The sequence below is a fragment of the Neorhizobium sp. NPDC001467 genome (assembly GCF_050275975.1).
GTDB lineage: Bacteria > Pseudomonadota > Alphaproteobacteria > Rhizobiales > Rhizobiaceae > Neorhizobium.
In genome coordinates this window covers 43,502-58,492 of sequence record NZ_JBNNPS010000001.1, presented here as the reverse complement: position 1 = coordinate 58,492, position 14,991 = coordinate 43,502, and the positions used below count along the sequence as shown (strand labels likewise).

General features: G+C 61.4%; 17 protein-coding genes. 8 read left to right on the top strand and 9 right to left on the bottom strand.

Annotated features, from left to right (window positions below):
• Positions 1-84: 84 nt before the first annotated feature.
• Entirely contained in the window at positions 85-2,430 is a 2,346-nt protein-coding gene (locus ACQKKX_RS00290; protein WP_427567713.1) for a glucose/quinate/shikimate family membrane-bound PQQ-dependent dehydrogenase, read from the bottom strand.
• 177 nt (positions 2,431-2,607) lie between these two features.
• Here ACQKKX_RS00290 and ACQKKX_RS00285 point away from each other — a divergent pair, with 177 nt between their 5' ends.
• Positions 2,608-3,333: a glutathione S-transferase gene (locus ACQKKX_RS00285; RefSeq protein WP_427569300.1), complete on the top strand. Its 726-nt coding sequence runs from the start codon at positions 2,608-2,610 to the stop codon at positions 3,331-3,333.
• A gap of 24 nt (positions 3,334-3,357) precedes the next feature.
• Here the strand turns inward: ACQKKX_RS00285 and ACQKKX_RS00280 are convergent, their stop codons facing one another.
• Both ACQKKX_RS00280 and ACQKKX_RS00275 read right to left on the bottom strand, forming a co-directional pair.
• Positions 3,358-3,894, bottom strand: coding sequence for a superoxide dismutase family protein (locus tag ACQKKX_RS00280; protein ID WP_427569299.1), 537 nt, complete (start codon positions 3,892-3,894; stop codon positions 3,358-3,360).
• A 66-nt stretch (positions 3,895-3,960) separates the two neighbouring features.
• The gene (locus ACQKKX_RS00275) at positions 3,961-4,485 is read right to left on the bottom strand and encodes a sigma-70 family RNA polymerase sigma factor (protein ID WP_427567711.1); all 525 of its coding nucleotides are present in this window, start codon (positions 4,483-4,485) and stop codon (positions 3,961-3,963) included.
• Positions 4,486-4,761: 276 nt separating this feature from the next.
• Here ACQKKX_RS00275 and ACQKKX_RS00270 point away from each other — a divergent pair, with 276 nt between their 5' ends.
• Together ACQKKX_RS00270 and ACQKKX_RS00265 are read left to right on the top strand one after the other, a co-directional pair.
• Positions 4,762-4,938, top strand: a complete 177-nt coding sequence (locus tag ACQKKX_RS00270) for a hypothetical protein (RefSeq protein WP_427567709.1) — start codon at positions 4,762-4,764, stop codon at positions 4,936-4,938.
• A gap of 180 nt (positions 4,939-5,118) precedes the next feature.
• On the top strand, positions 5,119-5,616 hold the full coding sequence (locus ACQKKX_RS00265) for a ferritin-like domain-containing protein (RefSeq protein ID WP_427567707.1): 498 nt from the start codon (positions 5,119-5,121) through the stop codon (positions 5,614-5,616).
• 206 nt (positions 5,617-5,822) lie between these two features.
• On the opposite strand, the gene ACQKKX_RS00260 is transcribed toward ACQKKX_RS00265, so the two are convergent.
• Positions 5,823-6,056: a hypothetical protein gene (locus ACQKKX_RS00260; RefSeq protein WP_427567705.1), complete on the bottom strand. Its 234-nt coding sequence runs from the start codon at positions 6,054-6,056 to the stop codon at positions 5,823-5,825.
• A 142-nt stretch (positions 6,057-6,198) separates the two neighbouring features.
• Here ACQKKX_RS00260 and ACQKKX_RS00255 point away from each other — a divergent pair, with 142 nt between their 5' ends.
• Together ACQKKX_RS00255 and glgA are read left to right on the top strand one after the other, a co-directional pair.
• Entirely contained in the window at positions 6,199-6,648 is a 450-nt protein-coding gene (locus ACQKKX_RS00255) for a DUF2934 domain-containing protein (RefSeq protein ID WP_427567703.1), read from the top strand.
• Between the two features lie 339 nt (positions 6,649-6,987).
• Positions 6,988-8,460 carry a glycogen synthase GlgA gene (glgA, locus tag ACQKKX_RS00250; RefSeq protein WP_427567701.1) on the top strand — a complete coding sequence of 491 codons (1,473 nt, stop codon included), beginning with the start codon at positions 6,988-6,990 and terminating at the stop codon, positions 8,458-8,460.
• Here glgA and ACQKKX_RS00245 read toward each other — a convergent pair.
• The 4 genes from ACQKKX_RS00245 to ACQKKX_RS00230 form a co-directional block, all read right to left on the bottom strand.
• Positions 8,454-8,843, bottom strand: a complete 390-nt coding sequence (locus ACQKKX_RS00245) for a hypothetical protein (RefSeq protein WP_427567699.1) — start codon at positions 8,841-8,843, stop codon at positions 8,454-8,456. The genes glgA and ACQKKX_RS00245 overlap by 7 nt on opposite strands.
• A 534-nt stretch (positions 8,844-9,377) precedes the next feature.
• Complete coding sequence (glgX, locus tag ACQKKX_RS00240; protein WP_427567697.1) at positions 9,378-11,456, bottom strand: glycogen debranching protein GlgX; 2,079 nt, start codon at positions 11,454-11,456, stop codon at positions 9,378-9,380.
• 77 nt (positions 11,457-11,533) lie between these two features.
• Positions 11,534-11,740 (bottom strand): hypothetical protein, encoded by a 207-nt coding sequence (locus tag ACQKKX_RS00235; RefSeq protein WP_427567695.1) that lies wholly within the window; start codon positions 11,738-11,740, stop codon positions 11,534-11,536.
• Positions 11,737-12,015, bottom strand: a complete 279-nt coding sequence (locus ACQKKX_RS00230; RefSeq protein WP_427567694.1) for a hypothetical protein — start codon at positions 12,013-12,015, stop codon at positions 11,737-11,739. Before ACQKKX_RS00230 ends, ACQKKX_RS00235 begins: the two co-directional genes overlap by 4 nt.
• A 213-nt stretch (positions 12,016-12,228) precedes the next feature.
• Here ACQKKX_RS00230 and ACQKKX_RS00225 point away from each other — a divergent pair, with 213 nt between their 5' ends.
• From ACQKKX_RS00225 to ACQKKX_RS00215, 3 genes are all read left to right on the top strand, one after another.
• A complete protein-coding gene (locus ACQKKX_RS00225; protein ID WP_427567692.1) occupies positions 12,229-12,510 on the top strand; it encodes a hypothetical protein in 282 nt (93 codons plus the stop codon).
• Positions 12,511-12,795: 285 nt separating this feature from the next.
• The gene (locus ACQKKX_RS00220; RefSeq protein ID WP_427567690.1) at positions 12,796-12,993 is read left to right on the top strand and encodes a hypothetical protein; all 198 of its coding nucleotides are present in this window, start codon (positions 12,796-12,798) and stop codon (positions 12,991-12,993) included.
• Positions 12,994-13,024: 31 nt separating this feature from the next.
• Positions 13,025-13,582 carry a type 1 glutamine amidotransferase domain-containing protein gene (locus ACQKKX_RS00215; RefSeq protein WP_427567688.1) on the top strand — a complete coding sequence of 186 codons (558 nt, stop codon included), beginning with the start codon at positions 13,025-13,027 and terminating at the stop codon, positions 13,580-13,582.
• 324 nt (positions 13,583-13,906) lie between these two features.
• Here ACQKKX_RS00215 and ACQKKX_RS00210 read toward each other — a convergent pair whose 3' ends face one another.
• The gene (locus tag ACQKKX_RS00210) at positions 13,907-14,980 is read right to left on the bottom strand and encodes a DNA topoisomerase IB (RefSeq protein ID WP_427567686.1); all 1,074 of its coding nucleotides are present in this window, start codon (positions 14,978-14,980) and stop codon (positions 13,907-13,909) included.
• Between the last annotated feature and the right edge of the window lie 11 nt (positions 14,981-14,991).

The window sequence follows — 14,991 nt, the reverse complement described above, 5'->3', positions numbered from 1 at the left end:
AGCCACCCTGCAAGAACCCTACAGGAAGAGCCCTACAGGAAAGAGCCGGGCTGAACCCGGCTCTCATCCTCATCGTCATGCGCTTTACCGGGGCAATGCATAGGCGATCACGTAATCCCCCGGCTTGGTCCCGATGGATCCGTGGCCACCGGCCACCATCACCACGAATTGGCGGCCGTCTTCCACCGCATAGCTCATCGGTGTTGCCTGGCCGCCGGCCGGAAGGCGGGCCTGCCACAACTGGTTGCCCGTGGTAAGGTCGTAAGCTCGCAGATAATTGTCGACTGCTGCCCCTAGGAAGGCGATGCCGCCCTTGGTGATCATCGGCCCGCCTATGCCGGGCACGCCGATCTTGAAGGGCAAGGGCAGCGGCGTCATGTCGTAGACGGTGCCGTTCTTATGCTTGTAGGCGGTCTCGCCTGTGCGCAGGTCGACGCCAGCGACATAACCCCAGGGCGGCGCCTGGCAGGGGATCTGCAGAGGCCCGAGAAAAGGACCCATCTTCACCGCGTAAGGCGCACCCTCATTGCGATTGAGCCCCTGCTCGCTGCCCTTTTCGTCCTGGCCCTTCGGCGGCACCTGATCGCGCGGCACAAGCTGTGATGTGAAGGCCAGATAGGTCGGCATGCCGAACATCACCTGCCGTTCGGGATCGACGGCAACGCCGCCCCAGTTGAACGTGCCGAAATTGCCGGGATAGATGATCGAACCCTCGAGCGACGGGGGCGTGTATCGCCCGTCGTAACGCAGCGTGTGATAGCGGATACGGCACACCATCTGGTCGAACATGGTGACGCCCCACATGTTGCGTTCTTCCAGCTTCGGCGGCTTGAAGCTCAGGCCGGAGGTCGGCTGCGTTGGTGCGGTAAAATCGCCGGTAATGGCACCGGTCGGCGCAGGCTCCTCGGTAATCGGGATGATCGGCTCCCCGCTGCGGCGGTCGAGCACATAGATGTCGCCCTGCTTGGTCGGGCCGACCAGCGCCGGTACGGTGCTGTTGTCGGGCCGCTTCAGATCGACCAGCGTCGGCTGCGCCGGCACGTCCATATCCCACAGATCGTGATGCACGAACTGCTTCACCCAGCGGTCGGCGCCGGTATTGAGATCGAGCGCCACGATGGACGACGAATATTTCTCGACATGTTCGCTGCGGCCGATGCCGAGCTGGTCGGGTACCTGGTTGCCGAGCGGGATATAGACGAGGCCAAGCGCTTCATCGACGGAAAAGACCGACCAGCTGTTGGGCGAATTGACCGTGTATTTCTGGCCTTCCGGCAAAGGCGTCGTCTGGGTCGGATTGCCGCTGTCCCAGTTCCAGATCAGCTGCCCGGAATTGACGTCGAACGCCCGGATGACGCCGGACTGTTCCTGCGTCGAATAGTTGTCGTTGACCGCTCCGCCGACGATGATCTTGTTGCCGGCAATGGCAGGCGGCGAGGTCGAGTAATAGTAACCCGCAGGATTGTAGGGCATGCCGGCTTCGAGATGGAGCGTTCCCTTGTTCGCAAAGCTCTCGCAAATCTGGCCGTTGGCGGCATCGAGCGCGATCAGGCGGGCATCCGAGGTCGGCAGATAGACGCGGGTCGCGCAGGCGCTGCCGGGTGCCGCTGCCGGATCGGCATAATAGGAGACGCCACGGCAGGTCTGGTGTTGCCGGTCCGGATTGAGGCCGGCATTGGGGTCGAATTTCCAGATCTGCTTGCCGGTCGTCGCATCCAGCGCGATCGCCCAATTGTGCGGCGTGCATAGGAACAGGCTGTTGCCAACCTTCAGCGGCGTCACCTGATAAGTGGTTTCGCCCACATCCTCCGGCAGCTTCACGTCGCCGGTCTGGAACCGCCAGACTTCCTCGAGCTTTGCGACATTTTCCGTGTTGATCTGATCGAGCGGCGAATAGCGCTGACCATAGGACGTGCGGCCATACTGATGCCATTCGCCGGGCGGCACGCTGCCGCCAAGCTCAGGCGCGGCCGCCACCGCCTCTTCCGGCAGCGCGCCGGACTGATCGTGCGGATCGAACAGCATCGAGACCAGCGCCACCAGCACGGCAATGCCGACGGAGACCGCCAGCGGCCGGACGTCCGCGCCATAGCGGAAACCGGTGGTCGGGCTGGAAAAGCCGAGCGGGCGCCGGATCCAGGGGGTCAGCAGCCACATGCCAAGGACGATGATGACGCCGCCACGTGGCCCCAGCTGCCACCAGTCGAGACCGACTTCCCACACTGCCCAGGCCAGCGAGCCGAGAATGATGACCGCATAAAGCCAAAGGGCCAGCGGCCGGCGCATGAAGAGCAGGATGGCCGTCAGCACGAAGGCAATGCCGGTGATCAGGTAATAGGCGCTGCCGCCAATCATCAGGAGATGGCCGCCGCCTGCGGCAAGCGCTATCCCGATCAGTGTAAACAAGATCGCTGTAAGAGTGATTGCCATTTCGGCCCCCTGCTGCAGACTGGCGCTGTCAAAACTCGTATCGCCTTGGAGATTGCCTTTTTCCGGCGCCCGTCAACCATCCGCGGGCAGAATTTCGCCCGCACCCCGACAGGACCGGTGGAACCGATGACGCGGCGCAATGTTGTCCCGGCAAGACAACATCCGGAAGGGCCTTACGTGACCTACGAACTCTATTACTGGGACGGCATTCCCGGCCGCGGCGAATTTGTGCGGCTGGCTCTAGAGGAAGCGCGCGCGGATTACCGCGAAATGGGCAAGGGCGAGGCTGGAACGGAGGCCATCACGGATTTTCTCGGCGACGAGGCCGGCCCCTACGCGCCCTTTGCCCCACCCTTCCTGAAACATGGTGACATTATCGTCTCGCATGTCGCCAACATTCTCGATTATCTCGGCGGCAGGCACGGGCTTGCGCCGGAAGGCGAGCAGGAGCGCCTGTTTGCACGAGGATTGCAGCTGACGCTTACGGATTTCGTCGCCGAGGCGCACGATACCCATCATCCGCTCGGCGTGGACGATTATTACGAAAACCAGAAAACGGAAGCAAAGAGGCGCTCGCAGGCGTTCATTGACAGCCGCATCCCGAAATTTCTGGGTTATTTCGAACGCGTGCTGGCCAAGAACCCATCGTCTGGCGGCTTCATCGTCGGCAGTCACCTGACCACCGTCGATCTGTCGCTCTTCCACGTTCTGGACGGTCTTCGCTACGCCTTCCCGCGCGCGACATCGAATTTCGAAAAACGCTATCCCGGTCTGATGGCCTTGCACAAGAGTGTCGGTGTGCGGCCGAACATCGCCGCTTATCTGACCTCGGAAAGGCGTCTGGATTTCAACGAGTCCGACGTGTTCCGGCATTATCCGGAACTGGACCAGGACCCGGCCTGAGCCGGGTTCCCTTGCCGCATCACCTCACTTGATGACGGCGCATGCCAGTCGATCGCCTGCCGCACCCGAAGGCTGCGTCTTGTAATCGTCCGGCTTGGCATGCACCATCAGGGCGCGCCCGACGATGCCGGCCGCGCCATCGTCAAGCGTGACGGCGGCGTTGACCACCTGCGCCCTCAGCACGCCATCCGAGCCGACATACTGGTTTGGCATATCGCCGGCATGTGGCCCGTTCGCGGCGTGATAGCCATGTTCCTTGCCATCGGGATTGAAATGCCCGCCGGCGGATTCGTGATGCGATGCGGCATCGCAAGTGCCGGTTTCATGGACGTGGAACGCCACCCATTGCGAGGCAGGCAGCCCGCTGATCTCAACCTCTATCAACACCCCCGCCGGAGTGGTCGTCAGCTTTGCCCCGCCGGCATCCTTGCCATTCGCATCGACGAATGTTGCCGTACCGGCGGCGCCGGCAGCAGCAACCTGATCGGCGGCACCCGCAAACGTGGTGCCGCAGGCGAACGCGATCGCCGCAAGAGCCGTCACGTTTCTTATCGTTCCCATGGTTTTCATGATGTTCCTCCGCTTTACCGCCGGACAATCGGTTCGCTGCCGGCATGGATCACGTCGTCAGACGTGCGTGGCCTCGTTTTCGTTGTCCTCGCCCAGTTCCAGCAGGATCTGGTGACGGGCGCGATTGAGGCGACTTTTGACAGTCCCGACCGCGCAGTCGCAGATTTCAGCCGCGGATTCGTAGCTTTCGCCGAGGATGGCGACCAGCGTCAGCACTTCGCGATAATGCGGCGGCAATTTTTCCAGCGCCCGTTGCACTTCCTTTGCACGGGCGGAAACCTCCTGCGAGGCCGCGATCGGCGTATCGCCCGAGACGTTTTCCTCCAGCCCCGGGGCTTCCCGACCCAAAACCTTGGCACGGGTATAAAACGTGTTGCGCATGATGGTGAACAACCACGATTTCAGCTTGGTCCCAGGTTCGAACTTGTCGAGATTGCCGAGCGCCTTCATCAGCGTCTCCTGCACAAGGTCGTCGGCATCCGTCGGGCTGCGGCAGAAGGTGCGGGCAAAGGCACGAAGGGCCGGAATGAGCCGGACGATATCGGCGCGCGCAGGATCACGACTAAACTGTGATTCAGACACCGGGCGCACCTCTTGTAAAACCATTGCGGATGGGAATGACGGGTGCAAACGTCCGCCCTCCGCATTTGGTTCCGCAGCGAGACGATGCTGTCGCATTCGCGCATCAGGCGTCTGCCGAATCGTTGCTGGCCCCGCCTGCATGGGTGCAATGCGCGCGCCAAGCATTGACTTGCGGCACTGTTTGGCGCTTTCGAATAGGCAAGCAAGGCGGTTTAAAGCGAAGGGCCGGGTGCTGAGAGCCGCGATGGCCGGCGCCGCCCTGCGGCAGAGGCAAGAATGACGAAAGACAGCACGCTTATTCCTGAACCGCTCGCCGAAGCCGGCAGCCGTATCGACCGCGAGGTCGCCGTTCTCCTGAGCGAGATCGAAAGGGAAGACGTGCCGGATCGTCTGCTCAAGCTGGCGCTTGACCTGCAAAAGGCCCTTCTTGGCAAGGTTGCCGAAACACCCTGATCGCCAGTCTTTGGTCGCGTCCTGCCGCGGGCCTGTCCTCTCCAGCATCCCCCGAACCGCGCGCAATCGCCGTGAAGAGACGTGTCCGAGCGGGAACAATCGGGCGGCGTGCCGGTTAATGCCGGGTCTGTGAGACACAATAATCCCGAACGACGACCCGCAATCAGGAGGATGCCAGTCATGGCTAACAAGACGTTGGAAGATCTCTTCTACGAAACCCTCAAGGACATCTACTACGCCGAGCGCCAGATCGTGAAAGCGTTGCCGAAGATGGCGCGTGGCGCTCAGGACGAAAAGCTGAAACAGGCCTTTTTGACCCACCGCGAGGAAACCGAGGGCCAGATCGACCGCCTCAAGCAGATTTTCGAGCTGATCGGAAAGCGCGCGCAGGGCAAGACCTGCGATGCGATCGAAGGCATTCTGTCCGAAGGCGAGGAAATCCTCGAAGAATTCAAGGGCACTGCTGCGCTGGATGCCGGGCTTCTTGCAGCCGCCCAGGCGGTCGAACATTACGAAATCAGCCGCTACGGCACGCTGCGCGCCTGGGCAAAGCAGCTGGGCCTCAAGGACGTGGTGACCCTGCTTGAAGAAACGCTCGCCGAGGAAACCAAGACCGACGAGACCCTGACGACGCTGGCAACGACAGCCGTCAACTCCGCAGCCCAGAAGGCCGCCTGATCGATCGGCGCGTCTTCCCGTTTTCGCTCGCGAACCGGGAAGACAGCCCCTCGCAATCATGCGCCGGGGCACTGAATTGCCTCGCCGACCCGCCCGTTGGTGCCCGCGCTTACCGTTTGCGCGGGCGCTTCAGCCAGAGGCCTCGGACAAGGTTTGTGCGAACCGGTTCACCTTGACAAAGCCCTGCCGGGCGACGGCGAGCACCTTCAGTGCCGCAAATGCGCCGTCGGCAAAGTGGTGGTCGGCTCGCATGGCGCCATGGCGCCGTCCAATCCTTGCCGGCGGAACACGGGCCTGTGCAAACGGTGCCGGTCGCGCTCGGCATGGATGTGGGCCGCTTTCAGCGCCAGGGCATAGCTTGGAAACGAGGCCGAAGGCTGCCCGTCGATCACGTATATCCAGCCGGTCGCATGCGGCAAAATATCGAAATAGTTCTGCATGTTGATCTCCTCCCGGCGGCCAAACACCGGCGCTCCGCAAAGGTTCCGGCAAAAAAAGTCGCAGCGCACAAAAAATTACCTTGCGTAACGGAACTTTTGCGCGTGTCATCTGTTGTGACAGTCGGGCAACGGAGACGTAATCATGGCGGAATCCGAACACGAATGGATCAGCAGACGTGCCTACGCGTTGTGGGAAGAGGAAGGCTATCCGACGGGCAAGGATAGCGAGCATTGGGAACGGGCACGGCAGGAATTCCTGCTGTTTGCACAGCTCGGGGAGACCAAGGGCTTGCCGAAAGGCAAGAAGCCGAAGGTCAACGGCTTAGCAGGCGACAAGGCAGCCGGCGACAAGACAGCCGATGAGAAGCCCAGCGCGGCAGGCAAGGCAGGCAAACCGAAGGCGGCCAAGGCTCCGGCGGGGGTCTCCGGCAAGGCGCAGTCTGATGAAGCCGTGTCGCTTGCGACCCCGGCGAAGACCGCGACGGCCGGGAAACCTGCGACGAAGGTGGCCAAGCCGGTCATGTCGAAGGCGATTGCAGCCGAAGCCGCACCGGTTGCCAAGACCAGATCCAAAAAGCTCGCCGCCGAATAAAACGGTTCCAGCTTTGAAGCATGCAGCGCTGCCGCGGATGTATCCGCGGCAAACGCATTGTTTTTGTCTTAAATTGACGAGTTTTGTTGTGAATCGACGGTTTCGTTTAACCTTTGCATGGGACCTTGCAGCAGAAGAGGATGCTTATGCCCATGCGGATACGGGCTTCGCCCGGACGGGCGTTCAGCCTGCACGGCACGCCGATGGGAGGCAGGCATGATGAATGCTCCTTTGACATTCGAGCAGATTGGCACAAAGTCGCTGCCGAGCACCTTGCTGACACGCAAAAGCCTGGCTCGAGACCGCCGAAAGACATTGTGCGAAGGGGAAATTCACTTGATGCGTGCCTTGTCCGTGACATCAGAAGTCTTCCCGCTGATCAAGACGGGTGGTCTGGCGGACGTAACCGGCTCACTGCCGAAAGCCCTGCGCGGTTTTGGCATCGAAACCACCACGCTCATTCCCGGTTATCCCGCCGTGATGAAGCAGATCGGTTCTGTCGGCGTTCCGCTTCTGGTGTTCGACGATCTGTTAGGGGAGCGCGCCTCGCTGCTGCACGGCAAGATCGACGATCTCGACCTGTTCGTCCTCGACATTCCCACGCTTTACGATCGTCCCGGTGGTCCCTATGTCGATCAGTTCGGCAACGACCATGCCGACAACTGGAAGCGCTTTGCCGCGCTTTCGCTCGCCGGTGCCGAGATTGCCAACGGCATTCTGCCGGGCTGGGTGCCGGACATCGTCCATACCCATGACTGGCAGTCGGCGCTGACCTCGGTCTATATGCGCGAAATGGGCTGCGCGACGCCGGTCGTGCTGACCATTCACAACCTTGCCTTCCAGGGCCAGTATGCCGCCAGCCTGCTGCCCTATATGGGCCTGCCCGCCAGCACGATGACGCAGGATTGCCTCGAATATTTCGGCGACGTCAGCTATCTCAAGGGCGGGCTGCAGACGGCCGACGCAATCACCACGGTGAGCCCGACCTATGCGCGCGAAATTCTGACGCCGCGCTTCGGAATGGGCCTCGATGGCGTTCTCAACGAACGCGTGACCATCCTGCGCGGCATCGTCAACGGCATCGATATGGACATCTGGGACCCGGCGACGGACCCCTATATTCCCCAGACTTATGACAGCACTAGCCTGCGTCGCAAGCGCGCCAACCGCAACGCCCTGCTCGACCATTTTGGCCTCGACCTCGGCGACGGTCCGATCTTTTCAGCGGTCAGCCGGCTGACCTGGCAAAAGGGCATGGACATGTTCGCCGACACCGCCGACGAGGTGATCTTCAAGGGCGGACGCATCATCGTATTCGGTCAGGGCGATCACGATATCGAACAGAGGCTGCTGGAGACGGCCGCCCGTTTTCCAGGCCGCATGGCGGTGCATATCGGCTATGCCGAGCCGACCGCCCATCTCATCCACGCCGGCTCGGACGCCATTGTCCAGCCATCGCGTTTCGAACCCTGCGGCCTGACCCAGCTCTATGCGTTGCGCTATGGCTGCGTGCCCGTCGTTTCGCGCACCGGCGGGCTTTCGGAAACCATCATCGACGCCAATGACGCCGCGATTTCCGCCCGTGTCGCCACCGGCTTCCAGTTCCATCCGGTCAATACCGAAGGACTGCGCCTGGCGCTGCGCCGCACGCTCGACGCCTACGAGGATCCCCGCAGCTGGGCGCGTCTGCAGAACCAGGGCATGAAGACAAAGTTCTCCTGGGAACGTAGCGCCGATCAGTATGCCGGCGTCTATGCCAGCCTCGTGCGCGGCACGGCCACCAGCGAAAAGGCCCGCCGTCAGGCTTACTGACGGCGTTTTTGCCCTCGCACAAGACCCTGACGACGCTTGGCCTGCCTGCCGCGGAATTCCGCGACAGGCAGCGTCGCGGGCGGGCGCCTATCAGCGCGCATGAACAGCCGAAGCAGCAGGAACAACGGCAATGCCACGATGGCGACGAAAAGGCTGCCCTCATGCACGGAGACGCGGTCAGCCCATCGCTCGACGGTTGCGGGATTGCCGATCAGACCCACCAGTAGCAGAGCAAGTCCGAGAGCGGCGGTCGCCCCGGCGACGATACCGCCGGTAAAGACAATGGACAGCGTGCCCCTCGAATCGAGAAACAATAGGGCGAGGCCGCCGGCTGCCAGAAACGCGCCGAGCGTGATCAGATCGCTGCGCAGGAAAAGCGACATCTACCTTCCCTGTTCCTGCCTCCCGTCTGCCGCGTGCTCGTCCACCCCGCATTGAGATAGCGGCCGGGCGCGGGCATATCGAACAGATCCCGCGCAAAACATCCTACAAGCGAACAACCGGCTGGCAGCCTGGCACCGTTCCTTGAGGCGCGTGCCGACAGTTGCCGGCGTCAACATAGCAATGCCGTCCCCACGCCAATGTGACCCTGCATAGCCCCATGGTTCTGGCGAGAACCACCAATAAACGGGCTCACAACTGGTTATGCCATTAGCGAGGAAGCGGTCCGCATGACCTGCCTCGTGACGTTCCTGGAAGGCGGAGCGATCGAGCCTGTGCAAATTGCCAAACGACCGGCCAACTGCCGATTTCGCATTTCCAGGGTTCGCCCTCCAGACCAAGCACAATACCGTCAGCCATTTTGGAGATCCCTAAAGGGAACAGAGGAGAACGGGAGCACGGATCTTATCCCCGTCATGAAACAAGGCGGGTCTTTCAACCCGCCTTGCGCATTCTCCAACGCTGGACATCCGGCATCAGGGGCGGCGGAAAAGCACCAGGCTGCGGCCTTCCAGCTCGAAATCCTTTTCCTTGGTGATGACTTGGCCTTTCTTTGTCAGATCGGCAGTCGTCAGTTCCAGAACCCATCCGCCCTCACCGAATTGCGGGATGCGGAACGGCACCGTGCCTTCGAACGGATTGAACAGCATCAGCACGTCGTGCCAGATACCCTCTTCTTCCTTGAGATCGCCCCGGCCGAGATAGAGACCGATCGTCGACCCCTCCTCCCATTGTTCCGCCGTCTGGAAACCGCCACCGGCATTGAACCATTTCACATCCAGTCCATCGCGCCAGTTTTCGCGGCGCAACAGCGGCTGCGTCTGGCGCAGACGGATGATCTGGCGGGTGAATTCCCGCAGCTCCTCGCAGGTCTCCGGCAGGTCGTCCCAATGGACCCAGGAAATGTCGCTGTCCTGGCAATAGCCGTTATTGTTGCCCATCTGGCTGCGGCCAAATTCGTCGCCGGCGAGCAGCATCGGCGTGCCGTGGCTGAAGAACAGAGTGGCGAGGAAATTGCGCTTCTGACGCTCGCGCACGGCATTGATGCCTTCGTCCTCCGTCGGGCCTTCCGCGCCATAATTGTAGGAGCGGTTGTCGTTGTGACCGTCGTTATTGTCCTCGCCATTCGCCTCGTTGTGCTTCTCGTTGTAGGAGACGAGGTCGTTGAGCGTAAAGCCGTCATGGGCGGTGACGAAGTTGACGCTCGCCCAGGGCCGGCGGCCGCGCTGGTCATAAAGGTCACCGGAACCGAGCAGGCGTGCAGCGAAATCGGTCGGCACGTTATCGCCCTTCCAGTATTCGCGCACGGTATCGCGATACTTGTCGTTCCATTCTGCCCAGCCCGGCGGAAAGCCGCCAACCTGGTAGCCGCCAGGGCCGATATCCCAGGGCTCGCCGATCAGTTTTGCCTTTGAAAGAACCGGGTCCTGCGTCACCGCGTCGAAGAAACCGCCGCGCTGGTCGAACCCTTCCGGCTCGCGGCCGAGAATGGTGCCGAGATCGAAACGGAAACCGTCCACATGCATGTGTTCGGTCCAGTAGCGCAGGCTGTCCATCACCATCTGCAACACGCGCGGATGCGAGGTGTTGACCGTGTTCCCGGTGCCGGTATCGTTGATGTAGTAGCGGTGCTGATCGGGCAGCGTGCGGTAATAGGAAAAGTTGTCGATACCCTTGAAGGAGAGCGTAGGTCCAAGCTCGTTGCCCTCGGCCGTGTGATTATAGACCACGTCGAGGATGACCTCGATACCGGCATCGTGGAAGGCGCGCACCATGTCACGGAAGCCGGCAATGCCGTTCGGCCCGTAATAGCGCGAGGCCGGCGCGAAGAAGCCGATCGAATTGTAGCCCCAGAAATTGTTGAGGCCCTTGTCAAGCAGATGCTGGTCCTGCGGGAATTCATGGATCGGCATCAGCTCCACCGAGGTGATGCCGAGGCTTTTGATGTAATCCACCGTTGCCTTGTGGCCCATGCCCTCAAACGTGCCGCGCAGCTTTTCCGGGATCGCCCTGTTGAGCTGGGTGAAGCCCTTCACATGGGTCTCGTAGACGATCGTCGCCGGCCAGGAAATGTTCGGCGAAACATCCTTGCCCCAATCGAAGCCGTAGGGATCAATGACCCGGCATTTCGGCATATAGGCGGCACTGTCCAGCTCGTTGAAGGTCAGATCCTTCTCTTCGGCCAGAAGATCGTAAGCGAAATGAGCCTCGTTCCACTTGAATTCGCCGACCAGTTCGCGCGCATAAGGGTCGATCAGCAGCTTGTTGGCGTTGAAGCGGTGGCCCGCCTCCGGCGCGAAGGGACCATGAACGCGATAGGCGTACAACTGGCCCGGCTTGAGGCCTGGCACATAGCCATGCCAGATTTCGTTGGTGTATTCGGGCAGGGTCAGGCGGGCGATCTCGGTGGCGCCGCTGGCGTCGAACAGGCACAGTTCGACCCGTTCGGCATGGGCGGAAAAGATCGCGAAATTCGTGCCTTCGCCATCAAAATTTGCCCCGAGCTGGGTCCATGACCCTGCCGTGATCTCGAAATTGTCTACAGTCTTGTCCATGCCGGGCCCCGAGCGTTGCGTTTCGCCGCTTCAATGACGCAAGCCCGGCTTTCGTTCCCGACGGCCACTAAAATCGGTTAGCGGTTGGTCGTGCCGGTCGGCGACGTGGTCTGGCTGTCGCCGCCGGTGCCACCCTGCGGGGTTGCGGACCGGTCTGTCGGCGCGGTGTTCTGCCCCTGGGTCGGCGGCGGCGTGCTGTCGATCGGATCCTTTTGCGTATTGTTCTGGTCGCTGCAGGCTGCCAGCATCGTTGCAATCGCTGCAATGGTCATGAGGCGGATCATGTCGCATCCCTTCCTTGTTTTGTCCGCGCACGTCTGTGCGCATCCAGCGTGACGACCCGCTCGACGGCGGCGATATCGTCAGGCGAGACGACCGGCACCGGGTCATTGGCAATCGCCTCCAGCACTTCCGGCGAAAGCGCGCCATGGCGGATGACATATTCCAGCGCTTCCCGCGTCTCCCGTTCTGCTTTCAGTTGGGCGTAGAGCGCCAGAATAAGGCGGTCGCGCACATCCGCCTTGCGGGTTTCGATATCCTGGGCAGCAATATCGGCCATCACCATCGTCTCCTTATCCGGATCTCCTATCCGGGTCGCAGAAAATGAACCCCTGGGAACAGCCATTGTTCCGCAGGGTCGATCTATCGGTCTTGTCTGCAGCCGACCAGTCGGTCTTTCCCGAAGGCAACGGTCCCCTATCTGCCTCCATTCCCGCATCGATCCATCGCGACCGAGCGACACGATTGCCGTTCAAGGCGCAAGGAGGTTCCCATGACTGCACTTTCCCCTGAAGAACTCGAGGGCCGGCTGAACGCCCACCGCGAGTTGATGATCTCCTGGCTCGCGGCAATGATGGGTGGCGAGGAAACGACCAGGGCCTTGCTGCAGCGGCTGAGCGAGGACGCCACGTTCAAGGATCATGAAGAGGATCCGGGCATTGCACCGGGCGAAGGCTTTGCGATCGAAACGGCGACGGCACGTGAAAGCCGCACCATTCTGGAGGCGGCGCGTGCTCGTATGAAGGCAGAACAGCGAACGCGCGAAACTGGTTAAGGCATCGTTCATATTTGCGGCAATGGTGTGGAACAGAACCCGTCAGGTCGCCGTTTCTTCTCCATCGAAATAGGAATGAAGAAGCATGACCCAGCAATGGTTCGAAGTCGCCAGCGTTATCCTTGCCATCGCTATGTGCGCAATGCTGGTCGTTCCGATCTGACGCCGTTCAATCTGCGAGCTGCATCGCCATCGATGCCGCTTCGTGGTGGAACGAAAGTCTTCCCTCCCGGTTAGCTCATCAGGAAAAGGCGGAAAGCCTTTTCGGGCGACGGGAGAACCAAGATGATCCAGTTCACGGAGAGACTGAAACGTCTCTTTTCCATGGCTCGGGTGCCGCGGCCGGCAAAGATTGCCGCGGGCCAGGAGCCTCATGTTGTCGTGCCGGAAGCCGTCGAGCTTCCGCTGCCACGATCCCCTCGGGAAGAAATGAGCGTCCCTGCCTCGATCAATGGACGCGATCTTTCCACGGGCCGCCTGTAACGGCGGCCCGCAGCAATTGAAGGAGAAATGCATGACCAAGATCAATTCCGCCCGCATCCTCATTCTCGCCACGGATGGCTACGAGCGGTCCGAGTTGCGCGTACCGCTCGAAGAGCTGCGAAACAAGGGCGCAGATGTGAAGGTCGCTTCGATCAAGACCGGCGAGATCAAAAGCTGGGACAAGACCGACTGGGGCGACAGCGTGACGGTCGATCTGGAAGCAGCCAATGTCAACGCCGCAGAATTCGACGCGCTCGTCCTGCCGGGCGGACAAATCAATCCGGACAAGCTGCGCGCCGATGAAAACGCCATGAAAGTGGTGCGCGATTTCGTCAAGAGCGGCAAGCCGGTTGCGGCCATCTGCCATGCGCCATGGCTGCTGATCGAGGCCGACGCCTTGAGGGGCCGCAAGGCGACCTCCTATCCGTCGATCCGCACCGACGTGCGCAATGCCGGCGCTTCGTGGAAGGACGAGGAAGTGGTGGTCGACAACGGCATCATCACCTCGCGCTCTCCGGACGATCTGCCAGCCTTTGTCGGCAAGATCGTCGAAGAGGTCGAGGAAGGCGTGCACAAGCGCGCCGCCTGACCCTCGCAGCATGTTGATTGACATGAGCGCCCGCCGATCCGGCGGGCGTTTTTTGTTTTGTATTCGTTGGATTTCCGTATCCAGGGCTCGAAACCTACAGCGCCCCGCCAGCCGTCTCATGACGGCAGGCGCGGACCTTTGCGATTGTCGCGCCTCGCCGGAGTGGTTTCCCGCCAAGGAGGCGGATCGGTAATGTTGAAACAAGGGTGAGGATGTGGATCGGTAGAGCGGCACGCTCTTTCAAGCCCTGTCAGGGCCGCGCTCGTTATGCCAAGGTTGTCGCAGCGCTGTGGCTTGCGCTTTCGACGCCCGCCCCGGCATGCCTTATTCGTCGCTCGCGGCGCTCGCGACTTTCAGAAACGCCAGCAGGCGTCGTTCGTCGACCTTCAGACCGCTATTCTGGCCTTCCACCAGTTCCGGCGTCGCCATGATCGACTGGAGAGGTGACGCATCCTCGGCGAGTGCCAGGATATGCGGATGAATGTAGCTCGAACGGCAGACGGCTGGTGTGTTCTGCAATTCCTGCGACGCGGCCGTCGTCAGCATCTTGATGCGCACGTCCTCGCCATCACAGGCCGCTTTCCACGCAGCCATGAAGGCGGCCAGGCTGCCGCCCCAGGTGCGGAAGGTTTTTGCCGAGATCGGCAGCCCGGACGCCGCCGCCAGATAGGCGTTGAGCCGGCCGCTGTCGATGCCGCGCGGCACGCCATCCTCATCCGGCCAGGAAAACAGCTGGCGACCGGGCAGGTCGGCAATGCTTTCGAGGATCCGCTGCAGGCGCGGGTGGCGAATGGTGTGGCTGACGCGCTTGCCGCCCTTGGCGGTGAATTTCAGCATCATGCTGTCATCCGAAAGAACCATATGGCGCTTGAGCAGCGTGGTCGCGCCATAGGTCTTGTTTTCCTTGGCATAGGCACGGTTGCCGACCCGCAGATGCGTGGCATCGAGAAGAGCAACGAGGGCGGCGATCACGGCCTGCGGACCGACCAGCCCTTCGGCAAGATCCCGTTTCACCTTGCGTCGGATGCGCGGCAGGGCCTCGCCGAAATCGATCATCTGGTCGTATTTCAGCTCGCTGCGGAACGATTGCCAGTCCGCGTGGTAACGATACTGTTTGCGACCGCGACTGTCGAAACCGGTGGCCTGCAGATGCCCGCTCGGATCAAGGCAGATCCAGACATTCTCATAGGCGGGCGGCAGGCCGAGCGCGCCGATGCGCAGCTTGTGCACCTTGTCCGACAGGTGCGAGCCGTCCGGCAGCTTGTAGCAGAACCCCTTGCCACGACGCAGACGCCGGATACCCGGCTCCGAATCGCTGACATAGGTCAGCCCGATCGTGGAAAGGATGGCGAGGCCTTCGCCGGGCTCTGAAACCGAAGTGGATGAATACGCGTCCATAGGCGCTGAAC